This is a genomic window from Brevibacterium sp. NPDC056726 (assembly GCF_042790515.1).
In the GTDB taxonomy this organism is placed as follows: Bacteria; Actinomycetota; Actinomycetes; order Actinomycetales; family Brevibacteriaceae; genus Brevibacterium; species Brevibacterium sanguinis.
On sequence record NZ_JBHTYZ010000002.1, the window covers coordinates 489,478 to 506,992 of the forward strand.

A 17,515-nucleotide genomic window follows, 5' to 3' on the forward strand; every position below is an offset into this window, starting at 1 on the left:
AGTGGACCGCGGGGCCGCCTCGGCGAACAGGAACGATGCTCGGTGGGCGCGATATCCGGGGTCGCACGCCCCCGCGGCACCCCAGTGATCAGTGCCACAGAGGGCTCGGTTACCCTGGGAGCAAGCAGCTCACCGCCGTGCAGCACCTGCCCGGGGCGAGGACATCCTTGATCAAGGAGGAAACATGACTGAAGCAGTGATCGTCTCAGGCGCGCGCACACCGTTCGGCAAGCTCTCGGGAGCCCTGGGATCGCAGACCGCGGTCGACCTCGGGGCGGCCGCGATCAAGGGGGCCCTCGACCGTGCGGGCATCTCCGGTGATGAGGTCGAGTACGTCATCATGGGACAGGTCCTCCAGGCCGGCCTCGGTCAGGGTCCGGCACGTCAGGCCGCGGCCCAGGCGGGCATCCCGATGAGCGTGCCCGCGATCACGATCAACAAGCTCTGCCTCTCGGGCATCAACGCGATCACGCAGGCCGCGCAGCTCGTCCGCGCCGGGGAGTACGACGTCGTCGTCGCCGGTGGCCAGGAGTCGATGACGCTGGCCCCGCACCTGCTCGAGAAGTCGCGGGCCGGGTACAAGTACGGCGATGTCGTCGCCAAGGACCATATGGACTACGACGGCCTCTGGGACGCGTTCACCGACCAGGCGATGGGCGGGCTGACCGAGGAGGCGAACAAGGGCGATTCCGAGTTCAGTCGTGAGCAGCAGGACGCGTTCGCCGCGCAATCGCACCAGCGTGCCGCGGCCGGATGGGAGTCCGGCGTCTTCGAGAACGAGGTCGTGCCCGTGACGATCACCAGCCGCAAGGGCGAGACGACGGTGACCGACGACGAGGGCGTGCGCCCGGACACGACGCCCGAGTCGATGGCGAAGCTGCGTCCGGCCTTCCGCAAGGACGGGGCGATCACCGCGGGCAACGCCTCGCAGATCTCCGACGGTGCGGCCGCCGTCGTCGTCATGTCGAAGGAGAAGGCCGAGGAGCTCGGGGCGCCGATCCTCGCCGAGATCCGCGCGCACGGATGGACCGCCGGTCCGGACTCGACGCTCCAGCACCAGCCCTCGCAGGCGATCCGCGCGGCCGCCGAGAAGGAGGGCGTCGCCCCCGACTCGTTCGACCTCTACGAGATCAACGAGGCGTTCGCCGCCGTCGGACTCGCGAGCACGCAGGACCTCGGCATCGATCCCGAGAAGGTCAACGTCAACGGCGGTGCGATCGCGCTCGGCCACCCGATCGGGGCCTCCGGGGCCCGCATCGTCCTCACGCTCGCCCTCGAACTCCAGCGCCGAGGCGGCGGCACCGGTGTCGCGGCGCTGTGCGGCGGCGGCGGCCAGGGCGATTCGCTCATCATCTCCGTTCCCGCCCAGAGCTGAGGTCCGATGGCGGCGGCGCGGGTGGTGAGTGTCAGCAGCGACGCGGAGCATGCGTTCTCGAAGCCTGTCCGCGACGCGATCGACCTCGTCGAGGGCATCGGCGTGCGCGGTGACGCGCACGCCGGGGTCACCGTCCAGCATCGCTCCCGCCTCACCCGCACGCCCTCGGCGCCGAACCTCCGTCAGGTCCATCTTCTCCACGCGGAGCTCTTCGACCGCCTCGGCGCCGCCGGGTTCGCCGTCGGCCCCGGGCAGCTGGGTGAGAACATCACGACGCTCGGCCTCGATCTCCTCGCGCTGCCGGTGGGCACGCGCCTGGGCATCGGGGACGCCGTCGTCACGCTCACCGGTCTGCGCAATCCGTGCGCGCAGATCGACGGACTGATCCCCGGACTGCTGGGGCAGGTCGTCTTCCGCGACGACGAGGGCCAGACCGTGCGCCTGGCAGGTGTCATGGGCATCGTCTCGACCAGCGGCACGGTGCGACCCGGGGACGCGGTGACCGTCGAGCTGCCGGACGGCGAGCCCCACGCCTTGGCGCCCGTCTGACCCACCTCGGCGAGCTGACCGGAGCACCGCCGCAGCGTTTCCTCGGCCCCGAACTGACGACACCTGACACGACAGCAGACCAGCCACGACAACAGGAAGGCATCACGATGCTTCTCGCATTCTCCGTCGCCCCCTCGGGCACCGGCCGCAGCGACGGCTCCGTCCACGAGGCCGTCGCGGCGGCCGTCGAGGTCGTCCGCGCCTCCGGGCTGCCCAACCGCACGACGAGCATGTTCACCGAGATCGAGGGCGAATGGGACGAGGTCTTCGACGTCGTCAAGCGCGCCACCGAGGCGGTCGCACCGTTCGGCTCCCGCATCTCCCTGGTCATCAAGGCCGACATCCGCCCTGGTCATGACGGGGAGATCGAGGCCAAGGTCGACCGCCTTGAGGACGCTCTCGAGGCGCGGAGGAAACTTTCCGACGAGTAATCGGTGACAGGCGCGCCGAACGGGTCTATCGTCGGATTCAGGAAGAAGGAGGATGACCCATGAAAAACGGATCCGCGTATTTCACCACAGCCACTGCTCTGACCATGATCGCCCTGCTCGGGTTCATGATCGCCGGCTTCTTTCCGCTCGCGGCCGAAGTGGCCTTCGGCGTCGAAGCCCTCGCCGTCATCCTCGCCCTGACCGGCGTCGTCATCCTGGCGTTCGTCACGGTGCGCAAGGCGCTCGAGAAGGCCGGCAGCACCCACTGAGCTGACGACACCTCGGCGGTCCCGCATCCTCCACCCGGTCATCTGACCAGGCGGGGGAGTGCGGGGCCGCTTTCGTCTGCCCGGCGGCGATCGGTTACGATGTGTGGGCCTCCGTAGCTCAGTCGGATAGAGCAACCGCCTTCTAAGCGGTAGGTCGCGGGTTCGAGCCCCGCCGGGGGCGCACAGTCCAGGGCAATTGTCGCTCGTCACGGCGTGCCTGGTGGAGCTCAGCTGTGAAAACGTGGAAAGTGGATGCGTGATGACAGACAGCGGAAATGCCGTGACGCCACCCGTGGGCGGAGCTCTCGCCGATATCGCGAAGAGGATCTCCGAGACCCGCTTCACCCTGCAGACCGACGACGCGGCCGAGGGCCGCCGTCTGCTCGGATCGCTCTCGGCTGAGATGACCGACTTCATCCTCCCGCGGATCAACCGCGCTCCCGCACCGTTCCTCATCGCCGTCGGCGGGTCCACCGGGGCCGGCAAATCGACACTCGTCAACTCGCTCATCGGGCGTGCGGTCAGCCCCGCCGGTGTGCGACGCCCGACGACGGCCAACCCGATCGTCATCCACAACCCCGCCGACGCGAAGCACTTCGAGGCCCAGACCTTCCTCGCCGACCTGCCGCGCAGCACCGATCCGGCCTCGCCGACCCCGGCGCTCGTCCTCATCCCCGATGCCGACATCGCGCCGGGCACCGCGATCCTCGACTGCCCCGACATCGACTCGATCGCCGAGGCGAACCGGGACCTCGCCCGCCGCATCCTCATGTGCGCCGACCTCTGGCTCTTCGTCACCACCGCCAACCGCTACGCCGACGCCGCGCCGTGGACCCTGCTGCGCGATGCCGCGCAGCGGAGCACCTCGGTGGCCATCGTCCTCGACCGGGTGCCGCCGGAGGCCAACCGCGAAGTCCGCCACCACCTCTCCCATCTCCTCTCCGAGGCGGGACTGGCCCAGTCGCCGATCTTCTCCGTCGCCGAGCTCCCGCTCGAGGACGGGCTGCTCCCGCACACGGCCGTCTACCCGATCCGCTCGTGGATCCAGGAGGTGAGCTCCGAAGCCGAATCCCGGAACCGGATCCGGCGGCGCACCCTGACCGGGTCGATCGCCGCGCTCCCGGCCCGCGTCGACACCCTCGCCTCCTGCGCCGAGTCCCAGGAGGAGGCGCACGCCGAGCTCGCCCGCATCGTCGACGAGCGCTTCCGCGCCGCCCACGACGGGCTTTCCACGGTCGTCTCCGACGGCCGGATCCTCCAGGGGGCGGTCAACGCCCGGTGGCAGGACTTCGTCGGCACCGGGCAGCTCTTCCGCGGTCTCGAACCGACGATGGCCCGCATGCGCGACCGGATCTCCGCCGCCGTGACGGGCAAGCACGATGCCGCCTCGCCGCTGCACATCGCGATCCTGCGCAGTGCCGCGATCTCCCTGCGCGAAGCCGCCGTCGACGTCGTCGACGGGGTCGTCGACGACTGGGGCCGCACCCCGGCCGGTGCCGCTCTCGTCGAATCCGATCCGGGCCTGCGCGCCCCGACGAGCGAACTCGAGGACCGGGTCAAGGAGGCGGTGAGCGGCTGGTCGAACGAGGTCAACACCCTCGTCCGCGACATCGGTCAGGGGAAGAAGTCGAAGGCGAGGATCCTCTCCTTCGGCGTCAACGGCGTGTGCGCGGTCCTCGAATACGCGACCTTCTGGGACCCCCAGCACGCCCGGGCCGCGGACGCGCAGGCCGCCGGTCCCGGGGTCGCCCTCAACCTTGCGGGAACGATCTTCGGCGAACAGGAGGCCGTCAGCCTCATCGCCTCGATCAGGGACCGCTTCCTCACCGCGGCTGCCGGCATCGTCGGCGACTGCCGCGTCCCATTCGACAGCGCACTACGACTGACAGCGGTGCCCACGCGGCAGTCCGGAGCCCTCCGAACTGCCGGTGCCCGCCTCGAGGAGGCATTGTGAACGATTCGGCACAGTCCGAGATCCGCCGGCTGGCCGAGGGCATCCGCCACTCGCTCGCGCTCGACCCCGACAAGGTCAGCCCCGACGTCCGCGCCGATGCCCAGAGCCTGCTCGAGCGCGCCGACGATCGCCTCGACCTCGGCGAGGACTTCACCGTCGTCGCCTTTGCCGGCTCGACGGGGTCGGGCAAGTCCTCGCTCTTCAACGCCGTCGCCGGCCTCGACATCGCCCGGGTCGGCGTCCGCCGTCCCACGACCTCCCGTCCCACCGCGTGCGTCTGGGGAGAGGGCGGCCGGGAGATCCTCGACTGGCTCAAGGTGCCCGAGCGCAGCCGCACGTGGCGTGAGTCCGCGCTCGACGGCGACGACCAGCGCCGCCTCCACGGGCTCATCCTCCTCGACCTGCCCGACCACGATTCGACGGCCGTCGAGCACCGCGTCGAATCCGACCGCCTCGTCGGGCTCGTCGACGTCGTGTTCTGGGTCGTCGACCCGCAGAAGTACGCGGACTTCTCCCTCCACTCGGAGTACCTGACGAAGCTCGCGGAGAACAGTTCGAACATGGTCGTCGTGCTCAACCAGGTCGACAAGCTCAGCCCCGACGAGCAGAAGGCCGCCGCCGATCATCTCCGGCAGCTGCTCGCCGAGGACGGGCTCACCGACACCGAGGTGCGGCTGTCCTCGGCCGTGACCCGCGAGGGCATCCCGCAGCTGCGGTCGATCCTCGCCGACACCCTCGACTCGAAGCAGGCCGCGGCCGAACGGCTGCTGGCCGACATGCAGGCGATGGCCCGGCGGATCAAGGCGGAGCTCGGCGACCCGGTCGCCACCCCGGACGAGCTGCCGGGTGCCTCCCATCTCGTCGAGACGATGTCCGAGGCCGCCGGTGTCGAGGCCGTCGCGCAGACCGTTCACGACGACTACATCCGCCGCGCCTACAAGCGCACCGGTTACCCGCTGCTCGCGTGGATGCAGCGCAACGCCCCCGACCCGCTCGGGGCCAAGCACGGGCTGACCCGCGATGAGCTCATCCGCGCCTCGGTGCCGGCGACGAGCAAGACGCAGAGCTCGCAGGTCCGGCTCATGGCCCACGACCTCATCACCGAATCCGTCTCGACGCTGCCGCGTCCGTGGCAGACTGCCGCCGCCGAGGCGGAGAAGCAGAGCACGAACCAGCTCGCCGACACCCTCGACTCGGCCGTCACGGCTGTGGACATCGAGCGTCGCACCCCCGGCTGGTGGTCGTTCGCCGGCTTCCTCCAGATCGTCTTCTTCGTCGCCACCGTCATCGGTCTCCTCGGCCTCATCGTCGTCGCGGCCCTGACGTTCGCCGTTCCCGGAGCCCTTCCCGGGTGGACGTGGGCCGTCGTCATCGGTCTCCTCGTCGTCGGGATCCTCGGCTCGGTCATCACCTCGGTGATCGCCCGCAACGCGCGGAACAAGGGGGCGGACGAAGCCGCCGAAGCGGTCGATCGGGACCTGCGCACCGCCGTCGCCCAGGCCGCGCAGAGCTCCTACCTGCAGCCGGTGAACGCGGTCATCGCCGAGCACCGCGACGCGTACGAGAGACTCGCCTGAGACTCGAGCTCACAGGCGGCACGACTCGCGTGCAGATGCCCTGTGGACGGCCACGCGCTGTCCACAGGGCATCGTCGCACTCTCGACAGAACGGGGCAGCGCGCGCTTCGCTGGAACACCCACGGCGGGAATCGAGCGTGTCTGCGCCGACGAGGCAGCAGACCCCCGATCGCGTCTCGCCGACCGTGCGAAGAGAAGCGAGGAAGCAATGTCGACCATCCCCATCAACGTCTGCGGCACCGTCGCGACCGTCCCGAATCTGAGGACTCTGCCCACCGGACGCCCCTGTGCGTCGTTCCGGCTCGCCGTCAACCACTGGAAGCTCGACAAGTCGACCGGCGAATTCGCCGAGGACGGCACCTCCTGGTTCGGCGTCGACTGCTACGGCACCCTGGCCAGCAACGTCGGCACGTCGGTGGAGCAGGGCACGACGGTGCTCGTCCAAGGACACCTGCGCAATCGCGAGTGGGCCAGCGGAGAGCGGTCCGGGATCGCACCGACGGTCATCGCCGATCACATCGGCCCCGACCTGCGCTTCGGCACGGCGCACTATCGAAAGTCGGCGACGACGCGACCGCGGCCGGCCGAGCCGGCCGGTGACGCGCAGGCGACTTCCGGATGGGGTGGACTCCCGGAACCCGGCGAGGCCCCGCGCACTGCGACGGCCGACCCGTCCGGCCCCGGTGCCGGCGGGGAGGGATCCGGACCCGACGCCGAGGGGGAGGGACCCGACTTCGCGGGGCTGCCCGCCGGGGCCGGCGGCTGGTCGCCTGCCGCGGTGCCGTCCGACACGGCGCACGGACAGGCCGCGGAGACCGACGGGTACGCGGGAAGCGAGGACACCGAACCCGATGAGACCGACCCCGATGAGACCGCATCCAATGAGACCGGCGAGGACACCGACACCGGCGCAGGCGACGGGCAGGGGAGGGATCCCGCGATCGCCGAGGCGACGGCGGCCGCCGCGGCACCGTTCTGACCGTCCGGGGCCGGCTGGAGAGCAGGGCTGGCGTCGTCTGCGCGGTCTGACAGCGTCATCGGCTAGAGTGAGAACGTTCGTCGTCGTCCTCCCCAAGGTGATCCATGCGTGTCGTTCCCCTCCTGGGTGTCGCAGCCCTGACCATCGCCCTGTCCGGCTGCTCCCTGCTCGGACTCGACGACAATGCGGAACCGGCGCCGGCGACGACGTCGGCGAAGCCCGAGGCCGAAGTCGACAAGGTCATCAAGGCGGTCGAACCGCTGACCGGTGATTCCGAAACCGTGCCGTCGACGAAGAAGTTCTTCGACACGATGATCGACGCCGGATACAAGCCCGAGCAGCTCGAGGCCACCCTCGACGAATCGCCGTTGGGCAACGAAGTGCCCTCGAAGGTCTTCGGGGTGAAGACGGAGAAGGGCTGCGTCGTCGGGGAGATCCGCGCCGGCAAGGCCACCGCTGAGCTCATGCCCCCCTCGGAGTCGACCGGAGCGTGCCTGCTCGGCGAGGTCGACCGACCCGAAGGCGTCGAGGCGCCCAAGGGGGAGATGCGCGATGAGGACGGCGACGACAACGGTGCCGGTCACCTCCCGGGTGAGAACATCACCGGTGACGACGCGGAGACCCCGAGCCCGGACAGCTCGTCGGGCTCGAGCGACTCCTCGGGTTCGTCGGGTTCCGGAGGCTCGTCGTCGAGCGGTTCGTCCTCGAGCGGCTCGTCGGATTCGAGCGGGTCGTCGTCGGGCTCCGGCAGCGGTTCGGAGGGCTCGTCGAGCTCGGACGGACCGTCGCTGGGCGGAGGCTGATGCGTTTGGCGCGGAGGCGCGCCAACCGATAATCTGGGGCCACTATGGCCGAATTCATTTACACCATGCACAAGGCGCGCAAGGCGCACGGTGACAAAGTCATTCTCGACGACGTGTCGATGTCCTTCTACCCGGGGGCGAAGATCGGCATGGTCGGCCCCAACGGCGCCGGCAAGTCGACGATCCTCAAGATCATGGCCGGCCTCGAACAGCCGTCGAACGGCGAAGCCCGGCTCAGCCCCGGCTACACGGTGGGCATCCTCATGCAGGAGCCCCCGCTCAACGAGAACAAGACCGTGCTCGGCAACGTCGAAGAGGGCGTCGCCGAGATCAAGGCGAAGCTCGACCGCTACAACGAGATCTCCGAGGAGATGGCGAATCCCGACGCGGACTTCGACGCCCTCATGGAGGAGATGGGCAAGCTGCAGGAGGCCATCGACGCCGCCGATGCGTGGGACCTCGACTCGCAGCTCGAACAGGCCATGGACGCGTTGCGCTGCCCGCCGCCCGACGCCGACGTCAGCGTCCTCTCCGGCGGCGAGCGCCGCCGCGTGGCGCTGTGCAAGCTCCTGCTGGAGAAGCCCGACCTGCTCCTCCTCGACGAGCCGACGAACCACCTCGACGCCGAATCCGTGCTCTGGCTCGAGCAGCACCTCAAGTCCTACCCCGGTGCCGTCATCGCCATCACCCACGACCGGTACTTCCTCGATCACGTCGCCGAATGGATCGCCGAGGTCGACCGCGGTCACCTCTACCCCTACGAGGGCAACTACTCGACCTACCTCGAGAAGAAGCGCGAGCGCCTGCAGGTCCAGGGCAAGAAGGACGCGAAGCTCGCCAAGCGCCTCAAGGACGAACTCGAATGGGTGCGGTCGAACCCGAAGGCCAAGCAGACGAAGTCGAAGGCCCGCCTCGCCCGCTACGAGGAGATGGCCGCTGAGGCCGAGAAGACGCGGAAGCTCGACTTCGAAGAGATCCAGATCCCGGCCGGCCCCCGCCTCGGCGACATCGTCATCGAAGCGAAGGATCTTGAGAAGGGCTTCGACGGCCGCCTGCTCATCGACGGACTGAGCTTCTCGCTGCCGCGCAACGGCATCGTCGGCGTCATCGGCCCCAACGGCGTCGGCAAGTCGACGCTGTTCAAGACGATCGTCGGCCTCGAAGAGCTCGACAACGGCAACCTCAAGGTCGGCGAGACCGTGAAGATCTCCTACGTCGACCAGTCCCGCGGGGGCATCGATCCGGAGAAGTCGCTGTGGGAGGTCGTCTCCGACGGACTCGACTTCATCCAGGTCGGCGCCGTCGAGATGCCCTCGCGCGCCTACGTCTCCGCGTTCGGCTTCAAGGGCCCCGACCAGCAGAAGAAGGCCGGAGTGCTCTCCGGTGGTGAGCGCAACCGCCTCAACCTCGCGCTCACGCTCAAGCAGGGCGGCAACCTGCTCCTCCTCGACGAGCCGACGAACGACCTCGACGTCGAGACCCTGGGATCGCTCGAGAACGCCCTGCTCGAGTTCCCCGGCTGCGCCGTCGTCGTCTCCCACGACCGCTGGTTCCTCGACCGCGTCGCCACGCACATCCTCGCGTGGGAGGGCAACGACGAGGACCCGGCTCAGTGGTACTGGTTCGAGGGCAACTTCGAAGCGTACGAGAAGAACAAGGTCGAGCGCCTCGGCGAGGATGCGGCCCGCCCGCACCGCGTCACCCATCGTCGCCTCACCCGCGACTGACGGACTCAGAACACGAGGGCCCCGGCATCATGCCGGGGCCCTCGTGCGCGGGCGGCGGTCTATGAGCGCGGGCCGGCTCCGGGTTCGAAGCGGTCGAAGAGCTTCCGCCACAGGCGGTGGAAGAGCGTGAGCAGCCAGCGGACGACGAACGTGGCGAGGATGCCGAGGACGAGCGCGATGATCGCGACGAGTCCGATGTGGAGATCCGTGCGATCCCGGAGGATGAGCAGCGCGATCGACGTGAGCACGAGGCACAGGGCGACGTTGACGAGGCGACTGAGGATCGAGGCGAGGATCTCGATCATCGCGGTCTTGTCATCGCTCACGGCATGTCCTTGACGCGGACCATGCCCTCCTGCGCGACGGTGGCGAGGAGCTCGCCGTCGCGGGAGAAGATCCGCCCGTAGCCGAGACCGCGACCGCCGCGGGCCGCCGGCGATTCCTGGACGTAGAGCATCCAGTCGTCGACGTGGACGCGCCGATGCCACCACATCGCATGGTCGAGGCTCGCGACCCGCAGGCCGGGGGTGGCCCAAGTGAGGTCGTGCTTGCGCAGCACCGGTTCGAGGAGGTTGAAGTCGCTGGCATAGGCCAGCGCCGCCGCATTGAGCACGGGGTCGTCGCCGAAGTGCGCGCTCGCGCGGAACCACACGTGCTGCTCGGGCAGCTCCGTGTCGATGTCCCCGGCACCGGGAACCCCGAAGGGCTCGACGGGACGGATGTCGAAGGGGCGCCGATTGAACCATTCGGTGACGCGCAGGGAATCGTCGGCGGCGAGCAGCTCCCGCAGATCGGGGCTGTCCTCGGGGCCCGGGATTCCCGTGGGCATCGGCTCGGAGTGCTCGAATCCCGGCTGCTCGTCCTGGAACGAGGCGATGAGCGAGAGGATCGGCACGTCCTTCTGATAGGCGTGGACGCGTCGAGCGGAGAAGGACCGGCCGTCGCGGAGGCGTTCGCCCCCGAACTCGATGGGTTCGGCGACGTCGCCGGCCCGCAGGAAATAGCCGTGCAGCGAGTGGATGAGGCGGTCGGCGGGCAGGGTCGCGGCGGCCGCGACGATGCACTGCGCGAGCACCTGACCGCCGAAGACGCGGCCGTCGGGCTTGTACTGGCTCGGCCCGACGAAATGATCCGACTCCCGCCTCGACTCGTCCACGGCGACCTTCCTCAACTCGAGGAGTTCGTGCAGACGGGCGACATTCGCCTCGGCGAGGGTCGGTTCGGTTTCGCTCACATGGGCCTCCGGAAGGACAGGGTCGGACATCGTCTCGATCCTACCCGGGCACCGTGCGACCTGCGAGGAGACGCATCGCACGACCGCCGGCAACAGGGCAGTTCGAGCGGGCACGCGGGTGATCCGGTCCGGTGAGCCACCTGCGGCGGGATGAGTCGCCCGGGCACAGGCCGGGGTCTGCGGGATGGCATCATGGGATCATGCACTCAGGCGCCACGAACCCCCTTCTCGACGAATTCACCCGAGTCCTCCTCGAACTGAGATGGGGTGACATGGACGCCTACGGACACGTCAACAACGTCGTCCAGCTCCGGCTCCTCGAAGAGGCCCGCGTCCGGGCGCTGGGATCCCCGACGCAGAGCCGCGACGCCGCCGTCGGGCCGGGGGAGTACGGCGCCGCCGAGGTGGTCTCCGGTCTTCCGATGCCCGAGGTCTTCGGGGCCGCCTCGGCGACGACCGAACTCCTCGTCGCCTCGCACGCCATCGAATACCGCGCCCCGATCAGCTACCGTCCCGGACCGATCGCCGTCGATCTCGTCATCAGCGAGGTGCGGCCCGCCTCGGTGACGATCAGCTACGTCATCGTCGAGCCCGACGGCTCCCTCGTCTACACGGTCTCCGAGACCGTCATCGCCTTCGTCGACCAGGCCAGCGGTCGTCCGCGGCGCCTGAGCGAGGAGGAGATCGTCGCCCTCGAGTCGGTCGTGCGCGCCCCCGCGCGGATGCGGAGCCTGCGCCGATGACGACCCTCGAGATCGCCGATGAGAAGGCCCTGTCCGACCTTGCCGCGTTCACCTCGCTGGCGCACCGACTCGATCCCGACGGGGCGATGCGCCTGCAGGTCGCCTCGGAGGTCCTCGTCCTCACCGTCGCTCCGCTCTTCCCGCACGGGATCGGCGATTCGACCCCGCTCGTGCTCGCGATGCGGATGCAGCGGCTCGATTCCCCCGAACTCGACGGCCTCGACGAGGTCGTCCCGCTCGCCGCGCTGACCGACCGCTTCGCCCGCGCGGAGAACGGCACGAGCCTCCCGCTGCCGCCGACGTCGATGCTCGTCTCCTGGGCCGGCATCGCCCCACCTCGGGGACCGTGGGAGCAGACGGACACGATCGCCCCGTCCGCCCTTATCGCCGGCGCCGAGGCGGGGATCGCCGAGGTCGCCGACGGCACTCCCGACGGGGCGGGCTCGCACGCGGTCAAAGCGCTCCGGGCACGGGTGTGGGCGGCCCCGCTGACGGGCGACCACGGGACGACGCTGACGGCGGGCCTCGCCTTCGCCGCCGCCGGCCTCCGCTTCCTCCCGCCATCGGCGAACGCCGCCTGCCCGATCATGGAATCCGCCGGCTGGCTGCGCGTCGTCACCCCCGGCGGCCACCTCCTCACCCGGAAGACCGCCTGAGGCAGACGGCAGGGGGCGCGAGCCCGCCAGGGCTCACCCTGCTTCGCACGGCTCTGGTCCTGACCTGAGCCCTGGATACCACGGTGAGCCGCAGACACCGGTATGCGCAGAACAGAGCGCGCACCTGACCTGCGTCGCGCGCGGTGCACGCAGACCTGACGCGAGCCGCGTGCACGGCACGCATCACGCATACCGAGGTGAGCGGCAGCCTCAGGCTCCGGTGCTGTTCGTATTCACCATCGCGGTGGCGGCGCGCTGGAAGTAGTCCCAGAACACCTCGTCGTAGAGGGGCGGCAGGTCGACCTCGTCAAGCGCCCCGCGCATCGCCCGCAGCCACCGATCCCGAGCGTCGAAGTCGACGGGGAACGGGAAGTGGCGCATCCGCAGACGGGGGTGGCCCCTCTCCTCCTGATACGTCGTCGGTCCGCCGAAGTACTGCTCGAGGAACATCTGGAGCCGGTGCTTGGCTCCGATGAGGTCGTGGCCCTCCGGGTACATGCTGATGAGCGGCTCGTCGGCGGCGACATTGGCGTAGAACGCGTCGACGAGCCGGGTGAACGTCGGATGGCCGCCGACCGCGTCGAAGATCGTCTCTGAGCTCATCGCTTCCTTCCCTCGGGATTCCCGCTGCCCTTGTGTCCGGCGCCTGCGCGGCTGCCCGTCGAGCGACCGCCCGGCGCGCGACCGCCGGAGGTCCGACCGGTCGCCGGGGACTTGCCCGAGCCGCCGGTCGACGCGGACTCGCGGTCGTGGTCCTCGGAGTCGTCCTCGGCTTCGTTCGTCGACTTGATCTTCGCCGCCTCGGTGGGGTCGGGCAGCGTGCGGAAGACCGTCTCCTGCGTGATCGGGATGTGGATGCCGTATTTGTCCATCTGGCGCTTGAGCTCGGCACGGAAGGCGCGCGCGACCTTCCACTGCTGGTTCGGCTTCGTCTTGAGCACCGTGCGGATGACCTGCGACTGCGCCGACAGGGACTCGACACCCCAGATCTCGGGCTGCTCGAGGATCGCATCGGCGATCTCCGGGTCCTCCTCGATGACCTTCGTCGTGTCGGCGATGACCTTCGAATACGTCGCCACCGAGGTGTTGTAGGCGACGGGGATGTCGAGGACGGCGCGGGCCCAGCCCTGCGACTGGTTGCCGACGCGGAGGATCTCGCCGTTGCGCACATGCCACAGCGTCCCGTCGAGTCCGCGGACCTGGGTGGTGCGCAGGCCGACGTCCTCGACGGTGCCGATCGCCTCGCCGAGGTCGACGGAGTCGCCGATCCCGTACTGGTCCTCGATGACCATGAAGAAGCCCGACAGGTAGTCCTTGACGAGCGCCTGCGCCCCGAAGCCGATCGCGACACCCGCGATACCCGCCGAGGCGAGGATCGGGCCGACGTTGAAGTTGAGCTCGGAGAGGACGATGAGGCTCGCGACGACCGCGATGACGATCGAGGTCACCGAGGAGAGCATCCGTCCCACGGTCTGTGCGCGCTGGGCGCGGCGCTCCCTGATCGTCGCCTGGTCGATACCGGTGAACTGCGACTCCATCGCCGAGGTGGAGAACCGCGACGTCGCCTTCGAGCTGCCGACGGTGCCCTTCGCCACGCCTGCGGCGAAGCGGCGGATGACGATGCGCATGAGGAAGTTGATGATGAGCGCACCGACGATGATGATGGTGACCCGCAGCGGGACGTCGAGGAGGAACGCCCAATCGATCTGCGAGGCGGCGAGCAGAGTGGTCTCGAGAGAATCAGAAGTCATGATGCCCTCGAGCCTAGCGAGCGATCTTGGACGGGTCCTCAACCATGCTGGACGTCTCCTGAGCCGTCAGGGCCCGCTGCGCGTCGGCGAGGTTCTCCCGCATCAGCCGCAGCAGTCCCTTCGGCGCCGCCGGATGATCGGTCAGCCACGTCGCCGCCTGGGCCACGGTGTGGGCGGTGGCCGGCGGGAAGAGCTTGAGCGTCATCGTCTGCGCCATCTCGAGCGTCCGGGTCTCCCACCAGCCCGAGACCCGCTGGAAGTACTCGGTGGCGAAGTCGAGGAGGGGCGGTTCGGCGGCGATGAGCTCACCGGTGTCGGTCTGCAGTCCCATCGCGAACCCGGTGGCCAGGGCCCCGAGCTCCGAGTTCGGCAGGTCGACCTCGTCGATCATCCGGGTGAAGGCCTGCGACTTCGCCGCCGAGGTCGCCCTGGCGGCCCGTGCGGTCGCGGCCTGCCGCTGTCCGGTGGCGCTGGGATCCTCGGCGGACATGTCCGCGATCGCGGACTCGGCGATCGCATCGTGGTTCGACAGGGCGATGAGCAGCTCCCATTTGAGGTCCGTGTCGATCGTGATGCCGCCGACCTCGGCGGCGTCGAGCCACTGCCGCAGCTGGTCGATCTGCGCCGGTGATTCGGCATGCCGGATGACTCCGCGGAGGAACTGGAACGCCTGATCCGATCCGGCCGGGGCCGATGCGAAGAGCTCGCCGAGGCGGTCGGCGACCCGGGTGTGTGCCTCCGCCCGCTCGGCCGGGGGCAGGTAGGCTCCGACGGCCGTCTCGAGCTGGCGCATCTGCGTGAGCAGACCGGAGGAGTGGGTGATCGCCCCGAGGTGGTCGAGCAGGGTCTCGATGTAGACGCCGGCCGGCAGCTCGCCGTCGCGCACGGAGTCCCACAGGGTGCTGAGCACGAGCAGCTGGGTGAGGGAATCGTCGAAATCGCTCAGCCGTGCCGCCGCGACCCGCATGCTCTCGGGATCGAAGCGGACCTTCGCATAGGTGAGGTCGGCGTCGTTGACGACGATGACGTCGGGCTTGGGCAGTCCCACGGCTTCGGGCACGTCCGCCTCGGCGGAGTCGAGATCGAGCGGGAGGGCGTGTGTGCGCACGAGCCGACCCTCCGCGTTCTCGGAGTAGAACCCGATCGCCAGGCGATGGGGACGCAGGGACGGCACCGGCTGCCCTTCGATGATCCACGGCTTCTGCGTCACCCGCAGCCGCGTGACCACCTCGGCGGGGGAGGAGTCCGATTCCTGGGCGGTGTCGGCCGGCGCGGTCTCGACGCTCGCCTCGATGAGGTTGACGCCGGATTCCTCGAGCCACAGCTTCGACCACGTCGCGAGGTCGCGTCCGCTCGTCGCCTCGAGCTCGCGCAGCAGGTCGGACAGTTCCGTGTTCGCCCACGCATGCTTCTCGAAGTACTGGGCGAGGCCGGCGAAGAACTCGGCCCGGCCGACCCAGGCGACGAGCTGCTTGAGCACGGAGGCGCCCTTGGCGTACGTGATGCCGTCGAAGTTGACCTCGACGTCGGCGAGGTCCTCGATGGGGGCGACGATCGGGTGCGTGCTCGGCAGCTGATCCTGCCGGTAGGCCCACGACTTCTCGATCGTCGCGAACGTCGTCCACGCCTCGGTGTACTTCGTCGCCTCGGCGGTCGCGAGCGTCGACATGAACTCGGCGAAGGACTCGTTGAGCCACAGGTCGTTCCACCACTTCATCGTCACGAGATCGCCGAACCACATGTGCGCGAGCTCGTGGAGGACGGTGACGGTGCGGCGCTCGACGAGGGCCTCGGTGGGACGGGAGCGGAAGATGTAGTTCTCGAGGATCGTCACGGCCCCGGCGTTCTCCATCGCCCCGGCGTTGAACTCGGGGACGAAGAGCTGATCGTACTTCTCGAACGGGTAGGGCACCCCGAACTCGCGTTCGAAGAACTCGAAGCCGGCGCGGGTGATCCTGAAGAGGGTGTCGGAGTCGAGGTGCTCGAAGAGCGACTCGCGGCAGTAGAGGCCCAGCGGCACCGGCTGGCCGTCGGAGGAGACGAGCTCGGAGTGGACGCTGCGGTAGGGGCCGGCGATGATCGCGGTGATGTAGGAGGAGATCGGCGTCGTCGGGGCGAACTGCCACACGGCCATGCCCTCGGCGGCCTCCTCGCCGAGGTCGGCGAATGTCTCCGCCGGATCGCCAGGGGTCGGAGTCGGGGAGTTCGAGACGACGGTCCAGTGCTCGGGGGCGACGACGGTGAAGGAGAACGGGGCCTTGAGGTCGGGCTGCTCGAAGACGGGGAAGACGCGGCGGGCGTCGGGCACCTCGAACTGCGAGTAGAGGTAGACCTCGTCATCGATCGGGTCGACGAAGCGGTGGAGGCCCTCACCCGTGTTCATATAGGAGAAATGAGCGTCGATGACGAGCTCGTTCTCCGCCGCGAGTCGCGGCAGGGTGATGCGGGAGGGGGCGACGACCTCGGCGAGTTCGAGGTCGAGGCCGTTGAGCACGATCCTCTCGACGCTCGCGGTGATCGCGTCGATGAAGGTCGTCGCATCCGGATCGGCGGTGAAGCGGATCCGGGACCGCACCCGGAACGAGTCCCCGCGACCGGTGAGGATGAGCGTGTGCTCGTAGCTCGTGACGTCAATGTGAGACGACCGCGAACGTGCTTCGTCGCGGGTGAGGTTGTATTGGGGCACTGTCTGGCGACCTCCGCATCAAGTCATGTGTACTGTCGTCATTCTGTCATGGACGCCGCGCGATCCAGGCGACGAGGACGCGGTGGGCCGGGAGCGCGCGGAGTTGGTAGATTGGCACAGTGACCGGGGCGCTGCTGCGCGCCCCCTGCCGATGAGGAGCGAGAATGAGCAGAGAGACCCTTGACCTGTGGTTCGACACGGCATGCCCGTGGGCGTGGATGACGTCCCGGTGGGGACTCGAGGTCGCGAAAGTCCGCGACGTCGACGTCCGCTTCCATCCGATGAGCCTCAACATCCTCAACCGCGACAAGGACCTGCCCGAGGACTACCGGGAGCTCATCGACCGCACCCTGGGTCCGATGCGCGTCGTCACCGCCGCGATCGCCGAGCACGGCGAGGAGATCGCCGAACCGCTCTACACCGCGATCGGCACCCGCATCCACCCCGGTGGGGAGCAGGACTTCGACAAGGCCGTCGCCGAGGCGCTCGCTGAGCTCGACCTGCCCGCCGAACTCCTCGACTACGCCGAGCGCGACGACTACGACGCGGCGCTGCAGGCCTCCCACGACGAGGCGATGGCCCTCGTCGGCGACGACGTCGGCACCCCGATCTGCCGGGTCGCCGGCACCGCGTTCTTCGGTCCCGTCGTCACCCCGGCCCCGAAGGGCGAGGACGCCGGGCGCCTCTTCGACGGCGTCGTCGCCGTCGCCTCGACGCCGGGCTTCTTCGAACTCAAGCGCACCCGCGACCAGGGCCCGATCTTCGACTGACGCTCGTTACA

The 17,515-nt window shown here is 69.2% G+C and carries 17 protein-coding genes and 1 tRNA gene; 13 read left to right on the forward strand and 5 right to left on the reverse strand.

Features of this window, described 5'->3' with window-relative positions; translation table 11 throughout:
* The first annotated feature begins 184 nt into the window (after positions 1–184).
* The 10 genes from ACFQ91_RS05710 (at position 185) to ettA (ending at position 9,664) form a co-directional block, all read left to right on the forward strand.
* Entirely contained in the window at positions 185–1,375 is a 1,191-nt protein-coding gene (locus tag ACFQ91_RS05710; RefSeq protein WP_198498603.1) for an acetyl-CoA C-acetyltransferase, read from the forward strand.
* Between the two features lie 6 nt (positions 1,376–1,381).
* Positions 1,382–1,924, forward strand: coding sequence for an MOSC domain-containing protein (locus ACFQ91_RS05715; protein ID WP_198498604.1), 543 nt, complete (start codon positions 1,382–1,384; stop codon positions 1,922–1,924).
* A gap of 107 nt (positions 1,925–2,031) precedes the next feature.
* Positions 2,032–2,355, forward strand: a complete 324-nt coding sequence (locus ACFQ91_RS05720; protein ID WP_137825943.1) for a thiamine-binding protein — start codon at positions 2,032–2,034, stop codon at positions 2,353–2,355.
* Positions 2,356–2,414: 59 nt separating this feature from the next.
* Complete coding sequence (locus ACFQ91_RS05725) at positions 2,415–2,624, forward strand: hypothetical protein (RefSeq protein WP_198498605.1); 210 nt, start codon at positions 2,415–2,417, stop codon at positions 2,622–2,624.
* A gap of 107 nt (positions 2,625–2,731) precedes the next feature.
* A tRNA-Arg gene (locus ACFQ91_RS05730) sits at positions 2,732–2,805 on the forward strand.
* Positions 2,806–2,883: 78 nt separating this feature from the next.
* Positions 2,884–4,578 (forward strand): dynamin family protein, encoded by a 1,695-nt coding sequence (locus tag ACFQ91_RS05735; protein WP_232623573.1) that lies wholly within the window; start codon positions 2,884–2,886, stop codon positions 4,576–4,578.
* Positions 4,575–6,155: a GTPase gene (locus tag ACFQ91_RS05740; protein WP_198498606.1), complete on the forward strand. Its 1,581-nt coding sequence runs from the start codon at positions 4,575–4,577 to the stop codon at positions 6,153–6,155. The genes ACFQ91_RS05735 and ACFQ91_RS05740 overlap by 4 nt, the downstream gene beginning before the upstream one ends.
* 208 nt (positions 6,156–6,363) lie before the next feature.
* Positions 6,364–7,134, forward strand: a complete 771-nt coding sequence (locus ACFQ91_RS05745; protein ID WP_198498607.1) for a single-stranded DNA-binding protein — start codon at positions 6,364–6,366, stop codon at positions 7,132–7,134.
* Between the two features lie 104 nt (positions 7,135–7,238).
* Entirely contained in the window at positions 7,239–7,937 is a 699-nt protein-coding gene (locus ACFQ91_RS05750) for a DUF6993 domain-containing protein (protein WP_198498608.1), read from the forward strand.
* A gap of 44 nt (positions 7,938–7,981) precedes the next feature.
* Positions 7,982–9,664, forward strand: coding sequence for an energy-dependent translational throttle protein EttA (ettA, locus tag ACFQ91_RS05755; protein ID WP_137826330.1), 1,683 nt, complete (start codon positions 7,982–7,984; stop codon positions 9,662–9,664).
* A 59-nt stretch (positions 9,665–9,723) separates the two neighbouring features.
* Here ettA and ACFQ91_RS05760 read toward each other — a convergent pair whose 3' ends face one another.
* Complete coding sequence (locus tag ACFQ91_RS05760) at positions 9,724–9,990, reverse strand: hypothetical protein (protein WP_198498609.1); 267 nt, start codon at positions 9,988–9,990, stop codon at positions 9,724–9,726.
* A complete protein-coding gene (locus ACFQ91_RS05765; RefSeq protein WP_376871244.1) occupies positions 9,987–10,928 on the reverse strand; it encodes an acyl-CoA thioesterase in 942 nt (313 codons plus the stop codon). The genes ACFQ91_RS05760 and ACFQ91_RS05765 overlap by 4 nt, the downstream gene beginning before the upstream one ends.
* Positions 10,929–11,098: 170 nt before the next feature.
* Here ACFQ91_RS05765 and ACFQ91_RS05770 point away from each other — a divergent pair, with 170 nt between their 5' ends.
* The gene (locus tag ACFQ91_RS05770; RefSeq protein ID WP_198498611.1) at positions 11,099–11,641 is read left to right on the forward strand and encodes a thioesterase family protein; all 543 of its coding nucleotides are present in this window, start codon (positions 11,099–11,101) and stop codon (positions 11,639–11,641) included.
* Positions 11,638–12,297 (forward strand): hypothetical protein, encoded by a 660-nt coding sequence (locus ACFQ91_RS05775; RefSeq protein WP_198498612.1) that lies wholly within the window; start codon positions 11,638–11,640, stop codon positions 12,295–12,297. Before ACFQ91_RS05770 ends, ACFQ91_RS05775 begins: the two co-directional genes overlap by 4 nt.
* 210 nt (positions 12,298–12,507) lie before the next feature.
* Here the strand turns inward: ACFQ91_RS05775 and ACFQ91_RS05780 are convergent, their stop codons facing one another.
* From ACFQ91_RS05780 to pepN, 3 genes are read right to left on the reverse strand one after another with little or no spacing between them, the layout of a single operon-like run.
* The gene (locus tag ACFQ91_RS05780) at positions 12,508–12,900 is read right to left on the reverse strand and encodes a globin (protein ID WP_198498613.1); all 393 of its coding nucleotides are present in this window, start codon (positions 12,898–12,900) and stop codon (positions 12,508–12,510) included.
* On the reverse strand, positions 12,897–14,048 hold the full coding sequence (locus tag ACFQ91_RS05785) for a mechanosensitive ion channel family protein (RefSeq protein WP_198498614.1): 1,152 nt from the start codon (positions 14,046–14,048) through the stop codon (positions 12,897–12,899). The genes ACFQ91_RS05780 and ACFQ91_RS05785 overlap by 4 nt, the downstream gene beginning before the upstream one ends.
* Positions 14,049–14,061: 13 nt before the next feature.
* Positions 14,062–16,734: an aminopeptidase N gene (gene pepN, locus ACFQ91_RS05790; protein ID WP_198498615.1), complete on the reverse strand. Its 2,673-nt coding sequence runs from the start codon at positions 16,732–16,734 to the stop codon at positions 14,062–14,064.
* Positions 16,735–16,898: 164 nt separating this feature from the next.
* Here pepN and ACFQ91_RS05795 point away from each other — a divergent pair, with 164 nt between their 5' ends.
* Positions 16,899–17,504, forward strand: coding sequence for a disulfide bond formation protein DsbA (locus ACFQ91_RS05795; protein ID WP_198498616.1), 606 nt, complete (start codon positions 16,899–16,901; stop codon positions 17,502–17,504).
* The last annotated feature ends 11 nt before the right edge of the window (positions 17,505–17,515 follow it).

Excerpts from the sequence above, each read along its gene's own strand:
- ACFQ91_RS05775 (WP_198498612.1), top strand. The coding sequence starts at position 11,638 with ATGACGACCCTCGAGATCGCCGATGAGAAGGCCCTGTCCGACCTTGCC.
- ACFQ91_RS05770 (WP_198498611.1), top strand. The coding sequence starts at position 11,099 with ATGCACTCAGGCGCCACGAACCCCCTTCTCGACGAATTCACCCGAGTC.
- ettA (WP_137826330.1), top strand. The coding sequence starts at position 7,982 with ATGGCCGAATTCATTTACACCATGCACAAGGCGCGCAAGGCGCACGGT.
- ACFQ91_RS05795 (WP_198498616.1), top strand. The coding sequence starts at position 16,899 with ATGAGCAGAGAGACCCTTGACCTGTGGTTCGACACGGCATGCCCGTGG.
- ACFQ91_RS05750 (WP_198498608.1), top strand. The coding sequence starts at position 7,239 with ATGCGTGTCGTTCCCCTCCTGGGTGTCGCAGCCCTGACCATCGCCCTG.
- ACFQ91_RS05785 (WP_198498614.1), bottom strand. The coding sequence starts at position 14,048 with ATGACTTCTGATTCTCTCGAGACCACTCTGCTCGCCGCCTCGCAGATC.
- ACFQ91_RS05745 (WP_198498607.1), top strand. The coding sequence starts at position 6,364 with ATGTCGACCATCCCCATCAACGTCTGCGGCACCGTCGCGACCGTCCCG.
- ACFQ91_RS05710 (WP_198498603.1), top strand. The coding sequence starts at position 185 with ATGACTGAAGCAGTGATCGTCTCAGGCGCGCGCACACCGTTCGGCAAG.
- ACFQ91_RS05780 (WP_198498613.1), bottom strand. The coding sequence starts at position 12,900 with ATGAGCTCAGAGACGATCTTCGACGCGGTCGGCGGCCATCCGACGTTC.
- ACFQ91_RS05735 (WP_232623573.1), top strand. The coding sequence starts at position 2,884 with ATGACAGACAGCGGAAATGCCGTGACGCCACCCGTGGGCGGAGCTCTC.
- ACFQ91_RS05725 (WP_198498605.1), top strand. The coding sequence starts at position 2,415 with ATGAAAAACGGATCCGCGTATTTCACCACAGCCACTGCTCTGACCATG.
- ACFQ91_RS05765 (WP_376871244.1), bottom strand. The coding sequence starts at position 10,928 with ATGTCCGACCCTGTCCTTCCGGAGGCCCATGTGAGCGAAACCGAACCG.
- ACFQ91_RS05715 (WP_198498604.1), top strand. The coding sequence starts at position 1,382 with ATGGCGGCGGCGCGGGTGGTGAGTGTCAGCAGCGACGCGGAGCATGCG.
- ACFQ91_RS05720 (WP_137825943.1), top strand. The coding sequence starts at position 2,032 with ATGCTTCTCGCATTCTCCGTCGCCCCCTCGGGCACCGGCCGCAGCGAC.